The organism is Erwinia sp. 009765445, assembly GCF_058137865.1.
Genome location: NZ_JBYUWC010000001.1, coordinates 134968 through 158480, shown reverse-complemented (window position 1 = coordinate 158480; position 23513 = coordinate 134968). Strand labels below are relative to the sequence as shown.

The window sequence follows — 23513 nt, the reverse complement described above, 5'->3', positions numbered from 1 at the left end:
TCAGTCCTGTTATTTCATCTCCCCGCTAAATTATGCCAGTCAGGCCGACATTTAATCGCGTTGAGACAATATTCCGAAGTTCTGCAAGCATGTTATAGTTACTGCTATATTCAGGCAAGTCACCATCCAGGTTAATTCGAGTAAAAAATATGTTTTGTGTGATCTACAGAAGCTCCAAACGTGACCAGACATATCTGTATGTTGAAAAAAAAGACGATTTCTCACGTGTTCCTGCTGAACTGATGCAGGGATTCGGTAAACCACAGCTGGCGATGATGTTGCCGCTCGACGGCAGCAAGCGCCTCGTCAATGCTGACCTGGCAAAAGTGAAGGCTTCACTTGAAGAGCAGGGCTATTATTTACAGGTTCCTCCTCCGCTGGAAAATCTGCTCAAGAGCCATCTGGAAAAAGATAAAAAGAATTAATTAGGATTCGTCTGCAAAATATATCTCCGCTGCAGGCTCACAAAGCTGGATTTTAATTGTGGCGGAGATTCATCAAAAAAGGATGCCGCATGAAGCTTTCATCCCTCAACACCCTTATTTTCTCCCTGATCCTTGCAGGATGCGCCAGCAAAAACAGCGCCGCCCCTGCGCCACAAGCGTCAGCTTCTGCCCAATCAGCCGCCAAGCCTGCTACTCAGGGCGGTTTTCTACAACCGGCAGGCAAAACCACACTGGATGCTCAAGGGCGCGATCCGGCAGAGTTTCCGGGCTATGTTGAGCAGCTTAAACAGCAGGCCCGACAGCAGGGTATCGATCAGCAAACCATTGATGCAGCCTTCAGTAATGTGCATTTTGTCGATCATGTCATCTCTTCGGACCGCAACCAGTTAGAGAAGAAGGTGACGCTCAGCGACTACCTGACTCGCGTGCTGCCTCAGTGGAAAATCCAGCAGGCCCGGGATAATGCGCAGCGCTATCAGGGTGAACTGATGCCGGTCAGTCAGCGGTATGGCGTGCAGTCGCAATATATCGTTGCCCTCTGGGCAATGGAGAGCAGCTTCGGCAATATTCAGGGTAAGGAAGATGTGGTATCCGCGCTGTCCACGCTGGCCTTTGAGGGGCGTCGCGAAGCCTTCTTTACCAGAGAGCTGATGGCCTCGCTGCAAATTATTCAGCAACAGCATATCACAGCGGATCAGATGAAAGGCTCGTGGGCCGGAGCGATGGGGCAGAATCAGTTTATGCCGAGTTCGTTCTTGCGGTACGGTGCTGATGGCGACGGCGACGGTAAAATCGATATCTGGACTAACGTCGACGATGTGTTTGCTTCGACCGCCAACTATCTGGCGAAAGAGGGCTGGAAACCAGGACAGAGCTGGGGCAGGGAAGCGATCCTGCCGGCAGACTTTGTACCGGAACTGGCGGGGCTGAAAGACGCGCAGGCCAAAACAGTAGGGGAATGGCAGAAGCTGGGTGTTCGCATGAACAGCGATGCAGCATTGCCAGAGACCAGCCAGCGTGCGTGGATTATTACCCCGGATGATGTGCCAGGTCGTGCATTCATGGTTTATGACAATTTCCGCACCATCATGCACTGGAATCGATCTTATTATTTCGCCATCAGTATCGGCATGATGGCCGACGCTATTGCACAATAATACAGGCTAACAGTAACGGAACGATGTCTCTTCAGGCATCCTCTCTCAACACAGGCAGGGGGAACAGTATGTATCAGCATCATAACTGGCAGGGCGCGTTGTTGGATTATCCGGTGAGCAAAGTAGTTTGTGTCGGCAGTAACTACGCAAAGCACATTAAAGAGATGGGCAGCGCGACGCCTTCTGAGCCAGTATTATTTATCAAGCCGGAAACGGCGCTGTGCGATATCCGCCAGCCGCTGTCAATCCCAAAAGACTTGGGCGCGGTTCACCACGAAGTGGAGCTGGCCGTGCTGATTGGTTCCACGCTGAAGCACGCCTCTGAAGAGCATGTTGCCAAAGCCATTGCCGGGTATGGTGTGGCGCTGGATCTGACACTGCGTGACGTGCAGGCTGGCTGTAAAAACGCTGGTCAGCCGTGGGAAAAGGCCAAAGGCTTTGACAGTTCCTGTCCTGTTTCCGGTTTTATTCCGGCCAGCGAATTTGACGCCGATCCGCAAAACGTTGATCTGAAATTGGTGGTGAATGGCGAAGTGCGCCAGCACGGCAGTACGGAAGATATGATCCATAAAATACTGCCGCTGATTGCCTATATGAGTAAATTCTTCACTCTGCGCGCGGGCGACATTATCCTGACTGGCACACCGGAAGGCGTGGGTCCGATGGCCTCTGGCGATAAGCTTGAAGTGTCGCTGGGCGGACATGGTGTGGCCACCCGCGTCCTGTAAGACTTGCATCTGAAGCCCGAACTGTTTATAAGGTGCGGGCTTTTACTTAAATGGGACACCAACATGACTGATACCCCTTTCTGGCAGCGGAAAACGCTGGAACAAATGAGTGATGAGGAATGGGAATCCTTGTGTGATGGGTGTGGCCAGTGCTGTCTGAACAAGCTGCAGGACGCCGACACGGATGAAATCTATTTCACCAACGTGGCCTGTAACCAGCTCAATATTAAAACCTGCCAGTGCCGTAACTATGAGCGCCGTTTTGACTATGAAGAAGACTGCATCAAGTTAACGCGCGAAAACCTGCCGACCTTCTCCTGGCTGCCGCCCAGTTGCGCCTATCGCGTGCTGGCTGAAGGCAAAAACCTGCCCGTCTGGCACCCGCTGCGTACAGGTTCCAAGGCGGCTATGCACGCCGAGCGTATCTCTGTCAGGCATATTGCAGTGCGGGAAAGTGAAGTGCGTGACTGGGAAGACCATATTATCAACCGGCCCCATCGCTGAAAAATCGCAGCTTGTCTGAGATTACAGATGGCTTATAAAGACAAAAAAAGCGTTATCCATGACGGCTTTACCGTTGGTCATGGATAACGCTTTTTTTACGGTTTTCATTCGCCGTATTTAGCTTGCTGAATCAGCCGCCAGCCTGTGGCTGGCCGACCGGTCCACTGCCGCCTGGTGGCGCAGGCGGCGCGCTGTGCAGATCATCATTCTGCCAGGCACAACTCGACAGGGCGGCGGAAGAAAAGGCAAGGGCCAGTATAAAAGCGAGATTTTTCATGACGATCCCATCATTGAATTATGCGTAACTTCAGCTTAGTCGCGGGATCGTCGTCCTTCCAGAGTTAGCGCGAAAACAGATCGCGTTTTTTCGGTTTGAAGAATTGTCCAATCAGCACCAGCAGCCCGACAACCAGGAATACGGCAAAAATGACAATCAGCCACTGCGGCATTCCCAGCGTGAACAGTGACCATTGTTTTTCTGCGCAGTCACCGCTTGCCACAAATACCGACGGCAGCCATTTATCCAGTGGCAGCCAGCCCGGGAAGCGAGCGGCAAAATCACAGGTGACGAACGGGCTGGGATGCAGCTGGATCATGGTGTGTTCCCAGGAGAGGCGCAAACCTTCAATGGCGCTGTACAGCCACAGCAGGATCGCTACCCAGCGCAGCGGGGTTTTCGGGGCGATTGCGCCCACCAGACCCGCACCCATCACGCCAAACAGCGCACAGCGCTCATAAATACACATCACGCAAGGTTTCAGCAGCATCACGTGCTGGAAATAGAGCGCAACCATCTCCAGCACAAAAGCCGTCAGGGCCAGTAGCAGCCAGGCTCCGCGGCCGCGTGAACAGCTATTCAAATATCGCAACATAGTCAATCCATGTAATGGGCGTTGAACCGGCAGTGTAAACTAAAAGTGTCGCTGTGCCAGCCAGATAGGCATAAAATTTAGGTCTGAAAATGGCATCAGCCTATATGACTTGTAATGAAATGTGTTTCTCCAGTCTCTGATGTTGTCCGGCGTGAGCATAAAACTTGTGGCGGGCTACAGTAAGGGTGAAAGCCTTAAATTTTTTAGAAATTTGCGGGGCGAAAGTGATTTTGACTGATGGGTTGGTCTATGTGATGCCGGGGGCGTCTGGTATGATGAGCTGAATTTTTGCAGCCCTGAACGCAACGGAAACAAAACGCTATGGTTATTAAGGCGCAGAGCCCTGCCGGTTTCGCTGAAGAGTATATTATTGAAAGCATCTGGAACAGCCGCTTTCCACCTGGGTCCATTCTGCCTGCAGAGCGCGAGCTTTCAGAACTGATTGGCGTCACCCGAACCACGTTGCGCGAAGTGTTACAGCGTCTGGCCCGCGATGGCTGGCTGACCATTCAGCATGGTAAGCCGACGCGGGTGAATGATTTTTGGGAAACATCTGGTCTCAGTATTCTGGAAACGCTTGCCCGGCTGGATCATGACAGCGTGCCGCAACTGATCGATAACCTGCTGTCCGTGCGGACCAATATCTCCTCCATCTTTATCCGCCGGGCGATACGCACCTATCCGGATAAGGCAAAAGAAGTGCTGGCTACTGCGCAGGGCGTGGAAGATAAAGCGGAAGCCTATACCGATCTGGATTACAGCATCTTCCGCGGATTGGCGTTTGCTTCCGGCAATCCGATTTACGGTCTGATTCTGAACGGGCTGAAGGGGCTCTATACCCGCGTGGGTCGCCACTATTTCTCTAACCCGGAAGCCCGCCAGCTGGCACGTGATTTCTACCAGCAACTGCTGAACATCTGCCAGAACGAACAGTTTGACAAAATCGTGGACGCGGTTCGTGACTACGGACGGCGCAGCGGAGAAATCTGGCACGGGATGCAGAACAGCATGCCAACGGATTTGTCGCCACAGCAGCGACGCTAAAGAAAAAGCCGGTTTTCACCGGCTTTTTTTGTTCCTGAAGAATCACCGAGTGGAAGGGCGAGGCGGGCAGCGGTCGAGGATTTCGGTACTGCCGTCATCGTTCTGCTGCTCCAGATGCACGTCGAAGCCCCACAGACGGTGCACATGCTTCAACACTTCGCGGCGGCTCTTATCGAGCGGTGTACGGTTTTGCGGTACATAGCGCAGTGTCAGAGAGCGGTCGCCACGCAGGTCGACGTCGTAAACCTGAATATTCGGCTCCAGATTACTCAGGTTGTACTGGGCTGACAGCTGCTGGCGGATCGCCCGGTAGCCAGCCTCATCGTGGATTGCGGCAATTTCCAGGAAATTATTGCGGTCATCGTCCATCACCGTGAACAGACGGAAGTCGCGCATTACCTTCGGTGAGAGGAACTGGCTGATAAAGCTCTCGTCTTTAAACTCCCGCATGGCGAAATGCAGCGTCTCCAGCCAGTCACTGCCGGCAATTTCCGGGAACCAGTAACGATCTTCCTCCGTCGGCTCCTGACAAATACGTTTGATGTCCTGGAACATCGCAAAGCCCAGCGCATAGGGATTTATCCCGTTATACCATTGGCTGTTGTAAGGCGGCTGATAGACCACATTGGTGTGGCTGTGCAGGAATTCCAGCATAAAGCGTTCGGAAACTTTGCCTTCGTCATACAGGTGGTTAAGGATGGTGTAGTGCCAGAAAGTGGCCCAGCCCTCGTTCATTACCTGAGTCTGCTTCTGCGGATAGAAATACTGGCTGACCTTACGCACGATGCGCAAAATCTCACGCTGCCAGGATTCAAGCAGCGGGGCGTTCTTTTCCATAAAGTAGAGCAGGTTTTCCTGAGGTTCAGAAGGATAGCGAGCCGCCTGCGCCTGAGAAGACTCGACTTCACGCCGCGGCAGCGTGCGCCATAACATATTAACCTGGCTCTGCAGATACTCTTCGCGGCTCTGCTGACGCGCTTTCTCTTCTTCCAGCGAGATTTTCTGTGGGCGCTTGTAGCGGTCCACGCCGTAATTCATCAGTGCATGGCAGGAGTCCAGCAGCTTTTCAACCTCTTCAACGCCGTAGCGTTCTTCGCAACGGGTAATGTAGTTACGCGCGAAAATAAGATAGTCGACAATTGAACTGGCATCCGTCCAGCTGCGGAACAGGTAATTATTCTTGAAGAAGGAGTTATGCCCGTAGCAGGCATGCGCCATCACCAGTGCCTGCATGGTAATGGTGTTCTCTTCCATCAGGTAGGCGATACAGGGGTTGGAGTTGATGACGATTTCATACGCCAGTCCCTGCTGACCATGCTTGTAGCGCTGTTCCGTTTCGATAAACTTTTTACCGAACGACCAGTGCGCATAGTTGATTGGCATCCCGACGCTGGAATAGGCGTCCATCATCTGCTCGGAAGTGATCACTTCGATCTGATGGGGATAGGTTTCCAGCCGGTAGAGTTTGGCGACTCTGTCAATCTCCGCCAGATACACATCCAGCAGGTCGAAAGTCCAGTCCGGCCCATCGCTCAGCCGTTTGCTGTCAGCAATGGGATCATCAAAGATAGTCGTCATAGCGCACCCCTTTTTAAAAACCGGTTTTCGACGTTACAACACGTAGCGGCAAAACATCCGTTTTCATATCGACCTGCCGGGGCAAAATCAGTGCTCAGGCAAGCCTGGAATTAAAGCCAATACTTCAATGATAGTTCACTCTCTCCGATCCCTCTGGCTAATACAATTGAAATCTTTGACAGAAAATAGAGCCCCCGGAGAAAAATCATTTTAACCTGAGGCGAAATGCAGAAAATGGCAAAACTAACAGTATAAAATGCTGTATATAAGATAAAAATATGGCGTACTGACAATCTACTGTCAAAAGTTAAAAACGCCGGATTCGCAATGATATGCTGCTTAAAATAGAGATTAAGCAGTATTTAACTCCAAATTGGATTTGCCACCTTGTTTTTATTCCCCTTCAGGGTAAAAAAGATGTGAAATATGTCAGCGTAATGTTGGTGTGTTGCAGGTAGTGAATTCATCCGGTGCTGTCGCCTGCAGCCAGTTTAATCTTCTTTTCTAAACATCGTTGGAGTGGTTATGCGAGTTGTGATTCTGGGGAGTGGGGTAGTCGGCGTGGCCAGCGCCTGGTATCTGGCTCAGGCCGGGCATGAAGTCACGGTAATCGATCGCCAGCCGGATGTCGCGCTGGAAACCAGTGCCGGGAATGCCGGGCAAATCTCTCCAGGCTATGCCGCGCCATGGGCAGCCCCGGGCGTGCCGCTGAAAGCGGTCAAATGGATGTTCCAGCGCCATGCGCCGCTGGCTATCCGCCCGGACGGCAGCCGCTTTCAACTGGAGTGGATGTGGCAGATGCTGCGTAACTGCGATATGCGGCACTATCAGCAGAACAAAAGCCGCATGGTGCGCATTGCTGAATACAGCCGTGACTGTATCAAGGCGCTGCGTCAGGACACCGGCATTGCCTATGAAGGTCGTCAGGGCGGCACGTTGCAGCTGTTCCGTACTACGCAGCAGTTTGAAAGTGCCACCAAAGATATCGCGGTGCTCAAGGAGGCGGGTGTGCCTTATGAGCTGCTGGAAGCCAGCCAGCTTGCCGATGCTGAGCCCGCTCTGGCGACCACTCAGCACAAACTCACAGGCGGCTTACGTTTACCGAATGACGAAACCGGCGACTGTCAGCTGTTTACCCGGCGCCTGGCGGAAATGGCCGCCGCGACAGGAGTCACTTTCCGGTTCAACACGCCAGTGGATGCGCTGCTGCAGGAAGGTAACCAGATTGCCGGCGTGAAGTGCGGAGCTGAGGTTGTTAAGGCAGATGCCTATGTTGTAGCATTTGGCTCTTATTCCACTGGTCTGCTGAATGATATTGTGAAGGTGCCGGTCTATCCATTGAAGGGTTATTCTCTGACCATTCCTGTTAAAGATGCCGAAGCGGCACCGGTTTCCACTGTGCTGGATGAAACCTATAAAGTGGCGATTACCCGCTTTGATGACCGCATCCGCGTGGGCGGCATGGCAGAAATCGTCGGTTATAACACCAAACTGCTACCGGCCCGCCGTGAAACGCTGGAAATGGTGGTCAGCGATCTCTATCCGCAGGGCGGCCATATTGAGCAGGCCAGCTTCTGGACCGGGCTGCGGCCGATGACACCGGACGGGACGCCCATTGTCGGCCGCACACCGCTAAAAAATCTTTATCTGAATACCGGTCACGGAACGCTCGGTTGGACCATGGCGTGCGGCTCGGGTCAGCTGATTTCTGATATCATCTCCGGACGGACTCCAGCTATTGCCGCAGATGACCTGTCAGTGATGCGTTATCTGCCCGGCTTTTATCCGGTATCCGGTCAGACGCTGCACGGCGCCCGTTAGTCTTCACGCATTGAGAACCAGGAGAAGTTATGTCTCGTCCGATTGTCGCAACTATCGACACCAGCGCGTTGCGACATAACCTGGCGGTTGCCCGCCAGGCTGCACCTCATTCCCGGCTGTGGTCGGTAGTTAAGGCCAACGCTTACGGGCACGGTATTGACCGCGTCTGGCAGAGTCTTTCCGATACAGACGGTTTTGCCCTGCTGAACCTTGAAGAGGCGATCCTGCTGCGCGAGCGCGGCTGGAAAAAGCCCATCCTGCTGCTGGAAGGTTTTTTCCACGCCGATGAGCTTGAGATCCTTGACCGCTACCGCCTGACCACCAGCGTGCACAGTAACTGGCAGATCCAGGCGCTGTCGAAGGCGAAGCTCTCTGCGCCGCTGGATATTTACCTGAAGATGAACAGCGGTATGAACCGTCTGGGCTTCCAGCCGGAGCAGGTTAATCATGCCTGGCATAAACTCAGGGGGCTGGAGAACGTCGGCGAGATGACGCTGATGGCTCATTTTGCTGAGGCAGAGACCAGCCAGGGGATCGTTGAGCCGATGAAACGCATCGTTCATGCCGCTGAAAGTCTGGACTGTCCTCGCTCGCTGGCAAACTCTGCTGCGACATTGTGGCACAGTGAAACTCACTTCGACTGGGTTCGTCCCGGTATCATCCTCTATGGTGCATCGCCGAGCGGTAAATGGCAGGATGTCGCCAGCAGCGGCCTGCAACCGGCAATGACGCTGAGTAGCGAGCTTATCGCCGTACAGACGCTGAAGGGGGGTGACGGTGTGGGTTATGGAGCACGTTACCGTGCAGCAGGCGAGCAGCGCATTGGTGTGGTGGCCTGTGGCTATGCGGATGGCTACCCGCGCCATGCACCAAACGGCACACCTGTCTGGGTGGACGGCGTAATGACGCAGGTTGTTGGCGCTGTATCGATGGATATGATCACGGTGGATTTAATGCCTTGCCCGCAGGCTGGCATTGGCAGTCAGGTCGAGCTGTGGGGCAACAATGTGAAGATTGACGAAGTTGCCGGAGCAGCCGGTACCGTGGGCTATGAACTGATGTGTGCCTTAGCGCCACGAGTACCGGTACAGGTCAGTTAAGAGTTGAGCGCGGTCAGCGTGCCGTGCACTTTTTTACTGTATACCCACGCCAGGCCGGTCAGAACGGCACCTGCCACCATCATCAGTGCCAGCATTGATTTTTCCGCTATCGGCATCGCCATCATCAGCAGACCTGCTGATGAACCGCCCGCCATCTGAATAAATCCGTTAAGTGCTGAAGCCACGCCAGCCTGTTGCTTGTATGGCTCCAGCGCATAGCTGGTGGCCGGACCAACGGTAAAGGCCAGTCCCGCCACAGAAATCGCCACGGGGAACATATAGAGCGCCCAGCTTGTTTGCCATGCTGCGGGCATCAATATTACGCCACCTGTCAGTGTCAGGGCACCAAGCGCCATCGCCAGGCTGCCGGTCGCCAGGCAAATCGGGCGGCCCAGCTTACGGATCATTTTATTCACCAGTACGCTGACCAGCATGATCCAGAACCCATTGGCGCCAAAGGCAATGGAGAATTGCAGGGCGCTCAGTTTACCTTCGGTCATCAGCACCTGTGGTGCGAGAGACACATAGGTCAGCACCATACCCATTGCTCCGGCATTGGCGAAGGCGAATGCCAGAAAACGCGGCTGCCGGAGGATTTCCCAATACTGGCGCAGGGGGATGCCTTTAACCGCCAGAGTGCCAGCCGGACGGGTTTCCGGCAGGAAGCAGATCACCAGCGCTCCAATCACCAGCGCATAGCTGGTGAGGAACCAGAAAGGCGCACGCCAGCCAAAAGCATCTGCCAGAAAGCCGCCCAGCATCGGCGCAAGTGCCGGAACGATGTTCAGCGCGCCATTAAGGAAACCGTAAGCGCGGGCGGCATCGTCGCCGTCAAGACGATCCCGTACGCCGCTGAATGCCACCACGGCAGTACAGCAAACGGCACACCCCTGGATGATGCGTGCGGTAAGGAACTGCGGCCAGTCGGTGGCGGTTGCCGCCAGGATGCTGCCCAGCAGATAAAGCAGCAGACCGGCCAGCGCCAGCGGTTTTCTGCCGAGGTTATCCACCAGCGGACCGGCAACCAGCTGCCCCAATCCCATCACCAGCAGGAAAATCGGGATAGTGGTCTGAATTTTACTGACTGGCGTATCCAGCCCCAGAGCGATCCCGGGCAGGGTGGGCAGGTACAAATCGATACCCAGTGGCGCCAGAAGCACCAGGCTGAGAAGGAGTAAGGTGAATTTTTGCATCGTGCGAGGCGACATCCATTAACAAGCAAGCCGGAAAGGGTAGTGATTAGCGGGGAAAAAGAAAAGGAGAATCTGAAGGGCAAGAGTTCAGAGTCATGCCGTCATTGACCGGCATGACTCTGACTTTTGAGGGATTAGTACGCGCCGTCGCGACGCAGAACCACACCGGCCGTTTTAAACAGAATCGCAATATCGGTCCAAAGTGCCCAGTTTTTCACATACCATGAATCGAAATAGACGCGGGTGTCATAGTCGATGTCGTTACGTCCGCTGACCTGCCATAAACCGGTCATGCCGGGTTTAGCCATCAGATAGTAATCCACATCCCCGGCGTAACGCTCCAGTTCGGCTTCAATTACCGGACGTGGCCCCACCAGACTCATCTCACCACGGATAACGTTCCATAACTGTGGCAGCTCATCGAGGCTGGTCTTGCGCAGGAATGCTCCAATTTTGGTGACACGTGGATCGTTTTTCAGCTTGAAGTCCTTGTCCCACTCGGCCCGGGCTTCTTCACTGGTGGCTAATAACTCTTCCAGCACTTCTTTTGAATTCGTCACCATTGAGCGGAACTTCAGGCACTTGAATTTCTTGCCGTCCTGACCCACACGCTCGTGACCATAGATTTTGTTGCCGCCATCACGGCCGACCATCCAGCAAATCAACCCAAAGGCCGGGGCCAGGAACAGCAGCAGCAGCGAAGCGACCACGATATCGAATACTCGCTTCAGGAAGCGGGAAGAGCGTTTGGCCAGATTGTTACTGACGCGGAGGATCATCACTTCATGGCTGAAGATAAACGACATATCGGTCCCGTACAGTGGAACACCTCGCAGGGTAGGCACCACAGAGACGGAGCGGCATTTTTTCTTGGAAAGCAGCTTCAGCCACTTGTCACGCATCGACTGCTGCTCGTATTCCATCGCCACGATAAACTGAGTGTTTTCCAGGTCAACCGTGTCCCAGACGATGTCTTTCGAGGTGATCACCGGCACGCCATTCATGGTTTCTGCACCATTGTGACCATTAGAAGCAACAAACGCCTTAACCTCATAACCGAGGAGCTCTTCACTTTGCAGCGCAGCGTAAGCCTCACGGGCGTTCTTGCCGGAACCAATAATGATGGTCTGCTTTTGCCACTGGCCCGCTTTCAGAATGGCGTGTTTAACGCTGGAGCGAAGCAGTGGCACCAGGATCAGTGCGAAAGCCCAGGTGAAGCTCCACAACATGCGGGAGAAATCCCATTTGGAGAAGGCAATCAGTGCCAGATCCAGCAGGGAGAAGATCACCAGAGTTTTAATTATCTCTTTTAATTCAAACCAGAAGGGTTTGCGATAGGTGTAATGACGCAGTCGCATCCAAAACCATGCGGTACAGACCACTGACATAACGAATTGAGCAATAAAACGGACCTTCACTTCCTGAGGTGGGATAAATATATCCAGATTACCCCAAATACCTCTTACAGTCGCTGCGGATAAAAACAGCGCCAGGTTGATTGAGATTAAATCTGAAAGACTTAATGTCACCTTGGCAATAATGTTTTTTCGGGTGCCGCTAAAAGCGCGACGGCGGTCGTTCAGTACCAGAGTACTTGCCATAATGCCTGCTCTCTTTTCATGAGTGAAGGAGACCTGACGAGGTTCAAGCACGCGTTCAGGCGTAACGGGTTGAAGTTAATCCCTTAAAATTCAACTAAAAAAGAGTATCGGTCTTCCATCGTGTACCGCCGGGAACTGAGCACCGTAAATGCCGCAGCGGTCCATTGCATCGTGAAGCAGTGAACGAGTATGCAGGACTTATTTGGCTTAGTTAATACGGGATATTCCTAAAATGGTGGAATTGCTTCCGGTAAAATTAGAATCGGGAATCATTGCGAGCGAAAGAAAATGAATGAGGGGAGAAATAAGTTAATTTGTCATCTTATGATAATAAGATAACAATATGGCGACAATAATATGAAGGTTCACCGTTACGAATAACCGCAACGGTGAGAAGGCATGATTATGCAGGTTTTTTCAGTATCCAGCGATTTTGCTCTTTATCATAATGCCCGATGGCAAGATCGACTGGCTCACCGTCAATCCAGGCGGGCACGCTGGTTTCACCGTCCCAGCCGTCAAGCTGATCTGTCAGCCCCGGGTTGGTCTGGCAGGGGATGCTGACGGTATCGATATTCTGCACATCCAGCTCTGCATCGATGATTTCATAGCGACCAATCTTCACGACATGACCCATGATTTTCTCCCTTCGGAAATACATGAACTTTAATGGTAGTCGCTATTTCACAGAGATCGAGCGATCCGGCCCAGGATTATTCCTTGTCTTCCGCCACCCGCACGCCAATTTTGATAATCTCATTGTCTTCTTTCTCGGCAACCGTCCAGATCATGTTTTTCCATTCCACCTGATCGCCTACCACCGGTGCGCCGCCAATCATCCCGGCGATCAGATGGCCCAGCGTCTGCTGAATGTTGGTCTCATTATCCAGTTCTATGCCGTAAATTTCGGAAACATCGTTCAGTCGTGCATCAGCCTGCAAAATAAAGTCTCCGAAAAAACGCTGGTCCAGCGCCACAGGAGGTGACTGGCTGAACAGCTTGCCTAGTTCCGGAAGATCTTTTTCGCGGCCAATCACGCACAGCACATCGCCTTCTCTCAGGCGGGTATTGCCGGTGGGATGCAGCAGCAGGTTATCCCGGAACAGGGCGGCAATACGGGTTTCCCTTGGCATCCGCAAATCCCGCAGTGCTGCGCCCACGCACCATTTATCCGCGCCTAACTGATAAACGAACTGCTCCCAGGGATTTTCCGGATGAATATCCAGCCCGACACGGGAAATGGGTGAGGCCATTGGCGGGACGATGACTCTGGCCTTACGGGCGGCAAGGCCAAGAGAGGTTCCCTGTACCATCAGCGATACCAGTACCACGAAGAAAGCAATATTAAAGAACAACGAAGCGTGGGGCAGACCAGCCATCATCGGGAACACGGCCAGGATGATCGGTAACGCTCCGCGCAGGCCTACCCAACTGATAAACAACCTCTCACGAATATGGAACCCGCGGAACGGCAGCAGGCCAATCATCACCGACAGCGGTCGGGCAATCAGGATCAGCCAGACCGAGAGTGCCATCGCAGGCACAGCGATATTCCACAGATCTTTCGGGTTAACTAACAGGCCGAGTACCAGGAACATGCCAATCTGGCTCAGCCATGCCATGCCGTCGAAGGTTTGCAGAATGCCGTGGCGGTTGCGGATAGGGCGGTTGCCCAGCACGAACCCGCAAAGGTACACCGCCAGAATGCCGCTGCCTTCCAGCACGGTGGTCAGCGCAAAAATCAGGATGCCGCCGCTGACCGCCAGCAGTGGATAGAGGCCACTGGCCAGCGAGACGCGGTTAATCAGCTGCAGTAAAGCCCAGCCGCCACCGAGACCAAGCACAATGCCAAGACCAAACTGCTGGATCAGATGGACGACAAACATAAAGCTCAGGCCGGTTTCGCCCCGTTGGATCATCTCTATCAGCGTGATGGTCAGAAACACGGCCATCGGGTCATTACTGCCAGATTCGATTTCCAGCGTGGCGCTGACACGCTCGTTCAGCCCTTTGCCGCCGAGCAGTGAAAACACTGCCGCTGCATCCGTGGAGCCGATAATCGCCCCAACCAGGAAGCCATCAATCATATTCAGATTGAATAACCACGCCGCCGCCATGCCGGTCAGTCCCGCCGTGATCAGCACGCCCAACGTAGCGAGTGAAAGAGCCGGTCCGAGCGCGACCTTAAATGAGCTGGCCTGGGTACGCATACCGCCATCCAGCAGGATCACCGCCAGTGCCAGGTTACTGATCAGATAGGCGGCCGGATAGTCATTAAACGCTATACCACCAATGCCGTCGACGCCAGCCAGCATGCCCAGCGCGAGGAAAATAACCAAAATCGGAATGCCCAGCTTTGAAGAGAACGAACTCAGTAAAATGCTCGCAGCAACCAGCACGGATCCGATAATAAACAAACTGTAGATTGCGCTGGCTTCCAATGGGGCATTCTCCTGTGGGTTAGAAATTATGCGTTTTAACAGTGTGTTGTAAGAGTACCGCAAATGTTAAAACGTGGGCATCATTCATCTCGCTGTGAGAGGCTTTTTTTCAGGCCACTATCTTAACTTATTTTTCCCTCAGGCAAATGGCACTGAGTGCGTATGAATAAGGGCTTATTTATGGGATTGACTGAGAAAACGGAAGAAGTGCGGGGTTTTTGTGAGTTACATCTGATAAACGATGGATAAAGCCAGTAAAAAATTTACTGGCTGTGAATGACCGTAGAGAAGATCAGTAACTCTTTTCCGCTTGTTTGTGAAACAGCTCACGAAAGACCGGATAGATATCTTCAGGCTCGCGAATATGCTGAATGGCGAAATTATCAAACATGGCCTGCAGATGTTCGTATTCCCGCCAGAGCGTCTGATGAGCACGCCGGGTGATTTCGATATAAGTGTAGTAGCGAACCACTGGCAGAAGATGTTTTGCCAGAATTTCGTGGCAAAGAGGTGAATCATCGGCCCAGTTATCGCCATCGGAAGCCTGAGCAGCATAGATATTCCACTGTGCCGGGTCGTAACGCTCTTTGATCACTTCATCCATCAGCTTTAGTGCGCTGGATACAATGGTGCCGCCGGTTTCCTGCGAATAGAAGAACTCCTGTTCATCGACCTCTTTTGCCTGAGTGTGGTGGCGGATGTAAACCACATCGACATTTTTGTAGGTGCGGCTGAGGAACAGGTAAAGCAGGATATAGAATCGCTTAGCCATATCCTTGGTGGCCTGGTCCATCGAACCGGAAACGTCCATCAGGCAGAACATTACCGCCTGGCTGGAAGGCTCAGGACGTTTTTCAAAGTTTTTGTAACGCAGGTCGAAAGTGTCGATAAACGGTACTCGTTTAATGCGGGCACGAAGGTCGGCGATTTCTTTACGCAGCCTTTCTTCTTCCAGCAACTGAGCGGGTTCCGCTTGCTGTACGGCTTCCAGAGAAGCTTCAAGCTCATGCAGCATTCTGCGTTTGCCTGCGGTCATCGCAGTACGGCGTGCCAGTGAGTTCTGTAACGAGCGCACCACGCTGATATTAGCCGGCACCCCGTTGGAGGTGTAGCCAGCGCGGTGGACTTTGTACTCATTCAGCTGGCGATGCTGGTTTTTTTTCAGGTTCGGCAGCGCCAGATCTTCAAACAGCAGGTCGAGATATTCGTCTTTCGAGATGTTGAAGACGAATTCATCCTGGCCTTCACCATCCTGACTGGCATTGCCCTGACCACTCCCGCCGCCGCCCTGAGGGCGTTCGACACGGTCATTCTGAACAAAGTGGTCGTTCCCAGGATGAACACGGTGGCGCTGGCCGCCGCGACCCTGATGGAAACTTGGTTCGTTGATATCATCAATGGGAATAGAGACAGATTCGCCGCTTTCAACGTCTGTTACCGAACGCTTATTAATGGCCTCGGAGATCGACTGTTTGATTTGCGACTTGTAACGGCGCAAGAAGCGCTGGCGATTCACCGCGCTCTTGTTTTTCCCGTTAAGACGCCGATCGATAAAATAGGCCATAACTCCCCCAAACAACGTTGCAAGCCGGGTCAGGTTTCCCTGACCCCTGTAGCACTTCTGAGGCTGGTATCAGGACGATTTTCTGACGCGCAGATACCATTCGCACAGCAAGCGGACCTGCTTGCGGGTATATCCTTTTTCCATCATACGGTCGACAAAGTCGTCGTGTTTTTTCTGCTCGTCGGTGGACGTTTTTGCATTGAACGAGATTACCGGCAGCAGCTCTTCGGTGTTCGAGAACATTTTCTTCTCGATTACCGTACGCAGCTTCTCGTAGCTGGTCCAGTTCGGATTGCGACCGCTGTTATGGGCTCGGGTACGCAGCACGAAGTTGACGATCTCATTACGGAAGTCTTTCGGATTACTGATCCCGGCAGGTTTCTCAATTTTTTCCAGCTCCGCATTCAGTGATTCACGGTCAAACAGCTGCCCGGTATCCGGATCGCGATATTCCTGATCCTGGATCCAGAAGTCAGCATAAGTGACGTAGCGGTCGAAGATATTTTGGCCGTATTCCGAATAGGACTCCAGATAAGCAGTCTGGATCTCTTTACCGATAAACTCGGCGTATTTCGGGATCAGATAGCCTTTCAGGTGCTCCAGATATTTCTCCGCCAGGTCCTGCGGGAACTGCTCACGCTCGATCTGTTGCTCCAGTACATAGAAGAGGTGCACCGGGTTGGCCGCCACTTCGGCGTGATCAAAGTTGAACACGCGGGAGAGGATCTTAAAGGCAAAACGGGTAGAAAGGCCGTTCATCCCTTCATCGACGCCTGCGTAATCACGATACTCCTGATAGGACTTGGCTTTCGGATCGGTATCCTTGAGGCTTTCCCCATCATAAACGCGCATTTTGGAGTAGGTGCTGGAGTTCTCAGGTTCTTTCAGACGCGAAAGAATAGAGAAGCGGGCCAGCGTTTCCAGCGTACCTGGTGCGCATGGCGCATGGGTCAACTCACTGTGATCGAGCAGCTTGTCGTAAATTTTAATTTCTTCAGACACGCGCAGGCAGTAAGGCACCTTAACGATATACACGCGGTCGAGGAACGCCTCGTTATTTTTGTTGTTACGGAAGGTGACCCACTCTGATTCGTTAGAGTGCGCCAGAATGATACCGTTGAACGGCAGGGCGGAGATACCTTCCGTACCGTTGTAGTTACCTTCCTGAGTGGCCGTAAGCAGGGGATGCAGCACTTTGATTGGTGCTTTAAACATCTCGACGAACTCCATGATCCCCTGGTTGGCCCGGCACAGTGCACCAGAGTAACCATAGGCATCAGGATCGTTCTGCGCGTGGTTTTCCAGCTTACGGATATCCACTTTACCCACCAGAGCAGAGATGTCCTGATTGTTTTCGTCACCAGGTTCTGTTTTGGCAATAGCCAGCTGTTCAAGGATGGATGGCCAGACCTTAACAACTTTGAAGCGGGAGATATCGCCGCCAAAGTCATGCAGCCTTTTCGCTGCCCACGGCGACATAATCGTGCCGAGATAGCGGCGCGGCACGCCATACTCTTTCTCAAGAATGTTAGCGTCTTCCTGCGGGTTAAACAGACACAGCGGATGGTCATTGACCGGGCTGCGCTCGCCGTCAGCGCTTAACACATAAATAGGCACGCGCTGCATCAGGGATTTCAGACGCTCAGCCAGAGAGGACTTACCACCACCGACCGGACCCAGCAGATAAAGGATCTGTTTCTTCTCCTCAAGGCCCTGCGCGGCGTGTTTCAGATAAGAGACGATCTGTTCAATCGCCTCTTCCATACCGTAAAATTCTTCAAAGGCTGGGTAACGCGCAATAACACGGTTGGAGAACAGTCGGGAAAGGCGAGGCTCCTGCGCAGTATCAACCATTACTGGCTCACCTATAGCCATTAACAGTCTCTCTGCCGCGTTGGCGTATGCACTGCGATCTTGCCGACAAACGGTAAGAAATTCCTGCAGTGTGAACTCTTCGTCCTTGGCAGCTTCATAACGCTGACGATAGTGATCGAATATATTCATAGCGATGCCCGTCCTTTCGTTTTTAGCACAGGTAACAGGAGCCTAATTGCGGTCAGCCCCTGAAGGAACTTATATGAGTAGAGCAACCCTTATGCCAACCTGACGTTTTTTTATCGGGATACACAAAACTTATGATTACTCTGCTCGTTAAAACTGACCTTCTTTCATTAAAGCGTAGTTGGCATTTAAGAAATTTCCTGAACCTCCCGCCTTTTTCAATGAAATTTCAATAACAAAGTCATTTAATGACCTGGCGATGGCCTTGGCTGATGCGGGCTGCGTGGAAATTGTAAATAAGCCAGTACAATCGCTGGGGCGCCGGGCGGTCTGAAAATTGATTCTGAGTGCTACAGACCGTGTAAACTTTTAATCAATGGCGTCCGGGCTGTTAAACTGCCTGACTTGATTGTTATATTTATGGAATGAATAAATTGTGAACTATTTCAAAGTTACTGCGCTCGCCGTGCTTTTACCGGCCTGTTTTTCTGCCACTTTGGCACATGCCAACCCTTTAACACTGGGTGCTTCCGTCATCTACAGCCAGAGTCCTTATAAAGGTGGCGAAGGGCGTTACTATCCGGTTCCGCTGATTAACTATGACGGTGACAGCTTCTATCTGCACAGTCTGCAGGCTGGCTACTATTTGTGGAAAGACCAGCAGGATCAGCTGTCGCTGACCATTCTGGGGTCGCCGCAGAACTTCAATACTGACGATACCAAAAATAAGCAGTTGAAAAAGCTGGATAATCGTCATATGACGCTGATGGGAGGTCTGGCATATCGCCACGTGGCTAACTGGGGCATCGTCAGGACCGTGCTGGCTGGGGATATGTTAGGCAACAGCGACGGCTATCAGTGGGATCTGGCCTATCTTTACCGCTTCCAGATGGGGGACTTCAGTCTGACGCCGGGTATCGGTGCGCTGTACAGCAGTTCAAACCAGAATGACTATTATTATGGTGTTTCCAAAGCGGAATCCCGTCGCAGCGGCCTTGGCAGCTATGAAGCGGATGACAGCTGGAATCCTTATCTGGAAATGACGGCCGCGTGGTCGATTAACCAGAACTGGAATGCCACGCTCTCAGGACGTTACACTCGACTGAGCAGCGAAGTGAAAAACAGCCCAATGGTTGATCGCGATTCCCAGGTCGCAGTGTGGACAGGAATCAGCTACACATTCTGATCTGCAATTACTGCACTAAAAAAGGGCGCTTTGCGCCCTTTTGCATGATTGTGGTGACCTGAAATGGTGCAGGAGAATGCAATTGTGAAATCGGTAGAATTTAGCGGTGGCAGCAGCCTGCCGGCAATCGGTCAGGGCACCTGGTATATGGGTGAAGATGTCAGCCAGCGTAAACAAGAGGTGGCGGCGTTGCAGTCAGGGCTGGATAAAGGGCTGAGGCTGATCGATACCGCTGAAATGTACGCAGATGGCGGTGCAGAAGAAGTGGTGGGCGAGGCGTTGCAGGGACGCAGAGACGATGCATGGCTGGTCTCGAAAGTTTACCCCTGGAATGCCGGAGCCGTGGATGCCGTGGAAGCCTGCGAACGCAGTTTGCGCCGTCTGAAAACTGATTACCTCGATCTTTATCTTCTGCACTGGCGTGGCAATGTGCCGCTGGAAGAAACCCTCAGTGCGATGGAAGCTCTGCAACAATCCGGCAAAATTCTGCGCTGGGGAGTCTCCAATTTTGACAGTGATGATATGGCAGAACTGCTTGCCGAAGAGGGCGGATATGCCTGTGCTGCCAATCAGGTGCTTTATCATCTGGCATCACGGGGAATCGAATACGATCTTCTGCCTGACTGCCAGCAGTTACAGATCCCGTTGATGGCCTACTGCCCGCTGGCTCAGGCTGGCCGGCTCCGGCGCGACCTGATGGAGAACTCGATCCTGCGGCAGGTTGCACAACAAAAGAGCATAAGCGTGGCGCAGCTGCTGCTGGCCTGGGTCATCCGTAAGGAAGGGGTCATCGCTATTCCAAAAGCCAGTTCGGTTCAGCATGTGGCAGAGAATGCTGCGGCGCTGGAGGTGGTGTTGAGCAGTGAAGACCTTGCGCTGATCAATCAGGCTTTCCCGCCGCCAGAACGCAAAATGCCGCTGGATGTGGTTTGAGATCGATAAATCATTAATGCAAGAACGCCCCGCGCTAAACCAGTCCGGAGCGTTGTTGTTGCATTGAGAATAAAGTCATTCTACTCCCCGGAAAAGCCGGAACGTGGAACAACTTACGCCTCGATAGGTGCCCGCCAGTCGTCAGCACCTGAAGTTCCTGCGGTGGTGTGTTCCCAGTTGATCTTACGATAAGCCAGAGAGACCCGAACCAGTTGCGTGAACTCCGCTTTTGCCGCATCCTGGCAGTGTGGCATCTTGCAATCGATGTCGATAATCGTGGCATCTTCTAATTTGGTGGTAAAAAAGTGCTCCTGTTTACCTTCAACCGAGGTGCGATACCACTTTAATTCCACCTCTGGCAACATTTCTCCGGACGCCAGGGCGTTATACAGCAAGGGGACAGCTTTATTATAGGCGACGGTAAAACGAAAGGGTTTATGTGCACGCTGACCTGAAGGCTGACCTGACTGTGGGTCTGTAGGTACAGTGACAATATGTTCAAATTCCTGCACGAGCATCTGATCTTCATGGCCCTCAACGTAAATGTTGCCCACTGATTCTGCGGTAAAAGCCCCTGAGGTGATATTCCCCTGAGTTTTGCCGGTAATGGCAATATAAGCTGGAGTTGGCATTTTAACTATCCTTGATTGTTTGCATCTTTCGACTATATGCGAGTCACCTCTGCTGTCCATTTAAGTCAGGTATGAGTGCAACTTGCTCCGTAACGACACTTTCAGGATGACTATAAGCACCCTCAGCGGCGGGAGCCAGGGCTATTCTGTAAGGACTATAACTCCCCCTGAACAGGCTTAGAGATAAATATTATAATTTTTGCGTAATTAGTGATTAATATTGGTTTTATGGTTAGCACATACTTTAACTGCAACACTTATTTCACGTTCTTAGAGAATTCAATAACGTAATTTTATGTTTTTAATGGAAAATTAAAATCATACTGTTATTTTAAATGTGATCATACTCAAATTGCCAACAGCATCACATTAACAGAATAAGATCGAAAAATTGAGGTCAGCATATAGACTTTCAGGGTAAAGATCGTAGACGATATCCGTAGATAACTGACGTGATATAGGAATTCTCTCAATCGATACGCTAATGATTAGCACTGTTAAGTATTTTTCATCTTCCGGATTATTTCGGAAAGCGAATGTCTTCAGAATTATAGTCTTCAACCTATCCGTTGGTCTGGTTCGGTTACCGTAGTGGACAGTTTTTTGAACTGAATATACCTGCTCCTCATTGTGGCTGGTGCCAGTTATGGCCTGTAATAAGGAAATTAGCTGACATCACTTTCGTGGCTAAAAGGACGTGTTATGAGTAAAAGTAAGCAAAGCAGTGTTGCTCCCAAGGAAAGAATAAATATCAAGTATGTTCCCAATACTGGCGATCAAGTTGCTGAAGTTGAATTACCTCTGAACTTACTGGTTGTAGGGGATTTGAAAGGCAAGCGGGAGGAGAGTTCGATTGAGGAGCGTCAGATTGTCTCTGTCAATAAGAATAATTTCAACGCAGTGATGAATGAAGCCAATATAAATCTGACATTTAACGTACCCAATCAGCTGGAAGGGAATGAGCAGAACGACATGCCTGTTACCTTGTCTTTTAATTCACTGGAAGATTTTTCGCCTGATAATGTGGCTAAAAAGGTCCCTGAACTCAAAAAAATCCTGGAATTGCGTGAAGCGCTAGTGGCTTTAAAAGGGCCATTAGGAAATATTCCTGCTTTCCGCTCTCGCCTGCAGGAACTGCTGGGTAATGAAGAGATGCGCGAACAGCTGTTGAAAGAATTGGATGTTATTAATCAAAAATAATCGAGCGGTAAACAAGGAGTCTTGCGTATGTCTTTACAAGAAGAAGATGCCGTTTTAACAGCAGGTACTGCCAGCCCAACGCTGCTGCTTGATGAAATTATGTCCCAGACGCGGATGATGCCGGGAAATGACGGTTATGATGTGGCAAAGCAGGGCGTTGCAGCTTTTATTGCCAGTATTCTGGACACCGGCGCTAACGAAGAGCCGATCAATAAACTGTTAGTTGACAGAATGATTATTGAGCTCGATAAAAAACTCAGTGCACAGATGGATGAAATCCTGCATGCCAGAGAGTTTCGGGAAATAGAATCATCGTGGCGCTCTCTTAAGCTGTTGGTTGATCGAACTGACTTTCGTGAAAATATCAAAATCAACATTATGCATGTCACTAAAGAAGAGTTACTGGAGGATTTTGAGTTCTCGCCGGAGATTATCCAGTCAGGTTTCTATAAGCATGTTTACTCTGCGGGCTATGGCCAGTTTGGCGGAGAGCCGACAGCTGCGATTATCGGCAACTATGCGTTCAATAACAGCACTCCGGATATGAAGTTGCTGCAGTATGTCAGTGCCGTTGGTGCAATGGCGCATGCGCCGTTCCTCTCCAGCGTTGCACCTGACTTTTTCGGTATCAGAAGCTTCACGGAACTGCCTGCCATCAAGGATCTTAAATCCGTCTTTGAAGGGCCTGCCCATACCAAATGGCGGGCACTGCGTGAGTCAGAGGACTCCCGCTATCTGGGCCTGACTACCCCACGTTTCCTGCTGCGCTTGCCTTATTCAACTGTCGAAAATCCGATTAAAAACTTCAATTATTATGAAGATGTCAGCAAGGAACATGAGCATTTTCTGTGGGGGAATACTGCGTTTTTGCTGGCCTCCTGCCTGACCGACAGCTTTGCTAAATATCGCTGGTGTCCTAACATCATCGGTCCGCAAAGTGGCGGTGCAGTTCACGATCTGCCGGTTCATCTTTATGAAGCCATGGGGCAGATTCAGGCCAAAATCCCGACTGAAGTGTTGATCACCGATCGCCGTGAATTTGAACTGGCAGAAGAGGGATTCATTACTCTTACCATGCGGAAAGGGAGCGATAACGCGGCTTTCTTCTCTGCTAATTCAGTTCAGAAACCGAAAATATTCCCCAATACTCGCGAGGGGAAAATGGCGGAGACCAATTATAAATTGGGAACGCAATTACCCTATATGTTCATCATCAATCGGCTGGCTCATTATATTAAAGTCCTGCAGCGTGAACAGATAGGCTCCTGGAAAGAGCGCCAGGATCTTGAACGTGAACTCAATATCTGGCTCAAACAATATATCGCCGATCAGGAAAATCCACCGACTGATGTGCGCAGCCGTCGCCCTCTGAGGTCCGCACAGATCCAGGTTATGGATGTAGAAGGCGATCCGGGTTGGTATCAGGTTGCGATGCAGGTGCGGCCACATTTTAAATATATGGGCGCCAGTTTTGAACTCTCGCTGGTTGGCCGTCTTGATAAGGAATAATAC

Annotated in this window: 21 protein-coding genes and 1 pseudogene; 12 read left to right on the top strand and 10 right to left on the bottom strand. The window is 51.7% G+C overall.

Translation table 11 applies throughout. The annotated features are described in order from the left end of the window. Window positions 1-149: 149 nt before the first annotated feature. The 4 genes from AC3Y5R_RS00680 to ycgN all read left to right on the top strand — a co-directional run bounded on the left by AC3Y5R_RS00680 (window position 150) and on the right by ycgN (window position 2835). A complete protein-coding gene (locus AC3Y5R_RS00680; protein WP_158784890.1) occupies window positions 150-425 on the top strand; it encodes a YcgL domain-containing protein in 276 nt (91 codons plus the stop codon). A gap of 89 nt (window positions 426-514) precedes the next feature. Then, window positions 515-1603, top strand: coding sequence for a lytic murein transglycosylase (locus AC3Y5R_RS00675; RefSeq protein ID WP_489919706.1), 1089 nt, complete (start codon window positions 515-517; stop codon window positions 1601-1603). Between the two features lie 68 nt (window positions 1604-1671). Further along, on the top strand, window positions 1672-2331 hold the full coding sequence (locus tag AC3Y5R_RS00670; protein WP_489919705.1) for a fumarylacetoacetate hydrolase family protein: 660 nt from the start codon (window positions 1672-1674) through the stop codon (window positions 2329-2331). Between the two features lie 63 nt (window positions 2332-2394). Beyond that, a complete protein-coding gene (gene ycgN, locus AC3Y5R_RS00665; RefSeq protein ID WP_158784892.1) occupies window positions 2395-2835 on the top strand; it encodes a cysteine cluster protein YcgN in 441 nt (146 codons plus the stop codon). A 130-nt stretch (window positions 2836-2965) separates the two neighbouring features. Here the strand turns inward: ycgN and AC3Y5R_RS00660 are convergent, their stop codons facing one another. Next, the gene (locus AC3Y5R_RS00660) at window positions 2966-3112 is read right to left on the bottom strand and encodes a hypothetical protein (RefSeq protein WP_489919704.1); all 147 of its coding nucleotides are present in this window, start codon (window positions 3110-3112) and stop codon (window positions 2966-2968) included. A 64-nt stretch (window positions 3113-3176) separates the two neighbouring features. Continuing rightward, a complete protein-coding gene (gene dsbB, locus AC3Y5R_RS00655) occupies window positions 3177-3707 on the bottom strand; it encodes a disulfide bond formation protein DsbB (RefSeq protein WP_158784893.1) in 531 nt (176 codons plus the stop codon). A 321-nt stretch (window positions 3708-4028) separates the two neighbouring features. Between dsbB and fadR the strand changes: the two genes are divergently transcribed. Further along, window positions 4029-4751 carry a fatty acid metabolism transcriptional regulator FadR gene (gene fadR, locus AC3Y5R_RS00650; RefSeq protein ID WP_489919703.1) on the top strand — a complete coding sequence of 241 codons (723 nt, stop codon included), beginning with the start codon at window positions 4029-4031 and terminating at the stop codon, window positions 4749-4751. 42 nt (window positions 4752-4793) lie between these two features. On the opposite strand, the gene AC3Y5R_RS00645 is transcribed toward fadR, so the two are convergent. Next, window positions 4794-6329, bottom strand: coding sequence for a SpoVR family protein (locus AC3Y5R_RS00645; protein WP_489919702.1), 1536 nt, complete (start codon window positions 6327-6329; stop codon window positions 4794-4796). A 525-nt stretch (window positions 6330-6854) separates the two neighbouring features. Here AC3Y5R_RS00645 and AC3Y5R_RS00640 point away from each other — a divergent pair. After that, on the top strand, window positions 6855-8150 hold the full coding sequence (locus AC3Y5R_RS00640; protein WP_489919701.1) for a D-amino acid dehydrogenase: 1296 nt from the start codon (window positions 6855-6857) through the stop codon (window positions 8148-8150). Between the two features lie 29 nt (window positions 8151-8179). Continuing rightward, window positions 8180-9250 (top strand): catabolic alanine racemase DadX, encoded by a 1071-nt coding sequence (gene dadX, locus AC3Y5R_RS00635; protein WP_489919700.1) that lies wholly within the window; start codon window positions 8180-8182, stop codon window positions 9248-9250. On the opposite strand, the gene AC3Y5R_RS00630 is transcribed toward dadX, so the two are convergent. The 3 genes from AC3Y5R_RS00630 to AC3Y5R_RS00620 form a co-directional block, all read right to left on the bottom strand. Further along, window positions 9247-10443: a multidrug effflux MFS transporter gene (locus tag AC3Y5R_RS00630; RefSeq protein WP_489919699.1), complete on the bottom strand. Its 1197-nt coding sequence runs from the start codon at window positions 10441-10443 to the stop codon at window positions 9247-9249. The genes dadX and AC3Y5R_RS00630 overlap by 4 nt on opposite strands. Window positions 10444-10577: 134 nt before the next feature. Continuing rightward, complete coding sequence (gene wbaP / locus AC3Y5R_RS00625) at window positions 10578-12044, bottom strand: undecaprenyl-phosphate galactose phosphotransferase WbaP (protein WP_489919698.1); 1467 nt, start codon at window positions 12042-12044, stop codon at window positions 10578-10580. Between the two features lie 403 nt (window positions 12045-12447). Next, the gene (locus AC3Y5R_RS00620) at window positions 12448-12681 is read right to left on the bottom strand and encodes a DUF1480 family protein (protein WP_158784900.1); all 234 of its coding nucleotides are present in this window, start codon (window positions 12679-12681) and stop codon (window positions 12448-12450) included. Between AC3Y5R_RS00620 and AC3Y5R_RS00615 the strand changes: the two are divergent. Continuing rightward, window positions 12680-12823, top strand: a pseudogene (locus AC3Y5R_RS00615) (hypothetical protein); the annotation flags it as partial. The gene AC3Y5R_RS00620 and the pseudogene AC3Y5R_RS00615 overlap by 2 nt on opposite strands. On the opposite strand, the gene AC3Y5R_RS00610 reads toward AC3Y5R_RS00615, so the two are convergent. The 3 genes from AC3Y5R_RS00610 to yeaG form a co-directional block, all read right to left on the bottom strand. Further along, window positions 12758-14485, bottom strand: coding sequence for a potassium/proton antiporter (locus AC3Y5R_RS00610; protein ID WP_158784901.1), 1728 nt, complete (start codon window positions 14483-14485; stop codon window positions 12758-12760). The pseudogene AC3Y5R_RS00615 and the gene AC3Y5R_RS00610 sit on opposite strands and share 66 nt — an antisense overlap. A gap of 292 nt (window positions 14486-14777) precedes the next feature. Continuing rightward, on the bottom strand, window positions 14778-16049 hold the full coding sequence (locus tag AC3Y5R_RS00605; protein WP_489919697.1) for a YeaH/YhbH family protein: 1272 nt from the start codon (window positions 16047-16049) through the stop codon (window positions 14778-14780). A 69-nt stretch (window positions 16050-16118) separates the two neighbouring features. Next, window positions 16119-18053: a protein kinase YeaG gene (gene yeaG, locus AC3Y5R_RS00600; protein WP_158784903.1), complete on the bottom strand. Its 1935-nt coding sequence runs from the start codon at window positions 18051-18053 to the stop codon at window positions 16119-16121. Between the two features lie 433 nt (window positions 18054-18486). Here yeaG and AC3Y5R_RS00595 point away from each other — a divergent pair, with 433 nt between their 5' ends. Beyond that, entirely contained in the window at window positions 18487-19236 is a 750-nt protein-coding gene (locus tag AC3Y5R_RS00595) for a MipA/OmpV family protein (RefSeq protein ID WP_158784904.1), read from the top strand. 63 nt (window positions 19237-19299) lie between these two features. Next, window positions 19300-20169: an aldo/keto reductase gene (locus tag AC3Y5R_RS00590; protein WP_489919696.1), complete on the top strand. Its 870-nt coding sequence runs from the start codon at window positions 19300-19302 to the stop codon at window positions 20167-20169. Between the two features lie 113 nt (window positions 20170-20282). Here AC3Y5R_RS00590 and AC3Y5R_RS00585 read toward each other — a convergent pair whose 3' ends face one another. Further along, the gene (locus AC3Y5R_RS00585; protein ID WP_489919695.1) at window positions 20283-20801 is read right to left on the bottom strand and encodes an Hcp family type VI secretion system effector; all 519 of its coding nucleotides are present in this window, start codon (window positions 20799-20801) and stop codon (window positions 20283-20285) included. Window positions 20802-21503: 702 nt separating this feature from the next. Here AC3Y5R_RS00585 and tssB point away from each other — a divergent pair. Together tssB and tssC are read left to right on the top strand one after the other, a co-directional pair. Further along, complete coding sequence (gene tssB / locus AC3Y5R_RS00580) at window positions 21504-22001, top strand: type VI secretion system contractile sheath small subunit (RefSeq protein WP_489919694.1); 498 nt, start codon at window positions 21504-21506, stop codon at window positions 21999-22001. A gap of 27 nt (window positions 22002-22028) precedes the next feature. Beyond that, window positions 22029-23510, top strand: a complete 1482-nt coding sequence (tssC, locus tag AC3Y5R_RS00575) for a type VI secretion system contractile sheath large subunit (RefSeq protein ID WP_489919693.1) — start codon at window positions 22029-22031, stop codon at window positions 23508-23510. The last annotated feature ends 3 nt before the right edge of the window (window positions 23511-23513 follow it).

Bases quoted from the DNA above. Each gene is read 5' to 3' on its own strand.
- AC3Y5R_RS00680 (WP_158784890.1), top strand. From the start codon at position 150: ATGTTTTGTGTGATCTACAGAAGCTCCAAACGTGACCAGACATATCTG.
- AC3Y5R_RS00675 (WP_489919706.1), top strand. From the start codon at position 515: ATGAAGCTTTCATCCCTCAACACCCTTATTTTCTCCCTGATCCTTGCA.
- AC3Y5R_RS00670 (WP_489919705.1), top strand. From the start codon at position 1,672: ATGTATCAGCATCATAACTGGCAGGGCGCGTTGTTGGATTATCCGGTG.
- ycgN (WP_158784892.1), top strand. From the start codon at position 2,395: ATGACTGATACCCCTTTCTGGCAGCGGAAAACGCTGGAACAAATGAGT.
- AC3Y5R_RS00660 (WP_489919704.1), bottom strand. From the start codon at position 3,112: ATGAAAAATCTCGCTTTTATACTGGCCCTTGCCTTTTCTTCCGCCGCC.
- dsbB (WP_158784893.1), bottom strand. From the start codon at position 3,707: ATGTTGCGATATTTGAATAGCTGTTCACGCGGCCGCGGAGCCTGGCTG.
- fadR (WP_489919703.1), top strand. From the start codon at position 4,029: ATGGTTATTAAGGCGCAGAGCCCTGCCGGTTTCGCTGAAGAGTATATT.
- AC3Y5R_RS00645 (WP_489919702.1), bottom strand. From the start codon at position 6,329: ATGACGACTATCTTTGATGATCCCATTGCTGACAGCAAACGGCTGAGC.
- AC3Y5R_RS00640 (WP_489919701.1), top strand. From the start codon at position 6,855: ATGCGAGTTGTGATTCTGGGGAGTGGGGTAGTCGGCGTGGCCAGCGCC.
- dadX (WP_489919700.1), top strand. From the start codon at position 8,180: ATGTCTCGTCCGATTGTCGCAACTATCGACACCAGCGCGTTGCGACAT.
- AC3Y5R_RS00630 (WP_489919699.1), bottom strand. From the start codon at position 10,443: ATGCAAAAATTCACCTTACTCCTTCTCAGCCTGGTGCTTCTGGCGCCA.
- wbaP (WP_489919698.1), bottom strand. From the start codon at position 12,044: ATGGCAAGTACTCTGGTACTGAACGACCGCCGTCGCGCTTTTAGCGGC.
- AC3Y5R_RS00620 (WP_158784900.1), bottom strand. From the start codon at position 12,681: ATGGGTCATGTCGTGAAGATTGGTCGCTATGAAATCATCGATGCAGAG.
- AC3Y5R_RS00605 (WP_489919697.1), bottom strand. From the start codon at position 16,049: ATGGCCTATTTTATCGATCGGCGTCTTAACGGGAAAAACAAGAGCGCG.
- yeaG (WP_158784903.1), bottom strand. From the start codon at position 18,053: ATGAATATATTCGATCACTATCGTCAGCGTTATGAAGCTGCCAAGGAC.
- AC3Y5R_RS00590 (WP_489919696.1), top strand. From the start codon at position 19,300: ATGGTGCAGGAGAATGCAATTGTGAAATCGGTAGAATTTAGCGGTGGC.
- AC3Y5R_RS00585 (WP_489919695.1), bottom strand. From the start codon at position 20,801: ATGCCAACTCCAGCTTATATTGCCATTACCGGCAAAACTCAGGGGAAT.
- tssB (WP_489919694.1), top strand. From the start codon at position 21,504: ATGAGTAAAAGTAAGCAAAGCAGTGTTGCTCCCAAGGAAAGAATAAAT.
- tssC (WP_489919693.1), top strand. From the start codon at position 22,029: ATGTCTTTACAAGAAGAAGATGCCGTTTTAACAGCAGGTACTGCCAGC.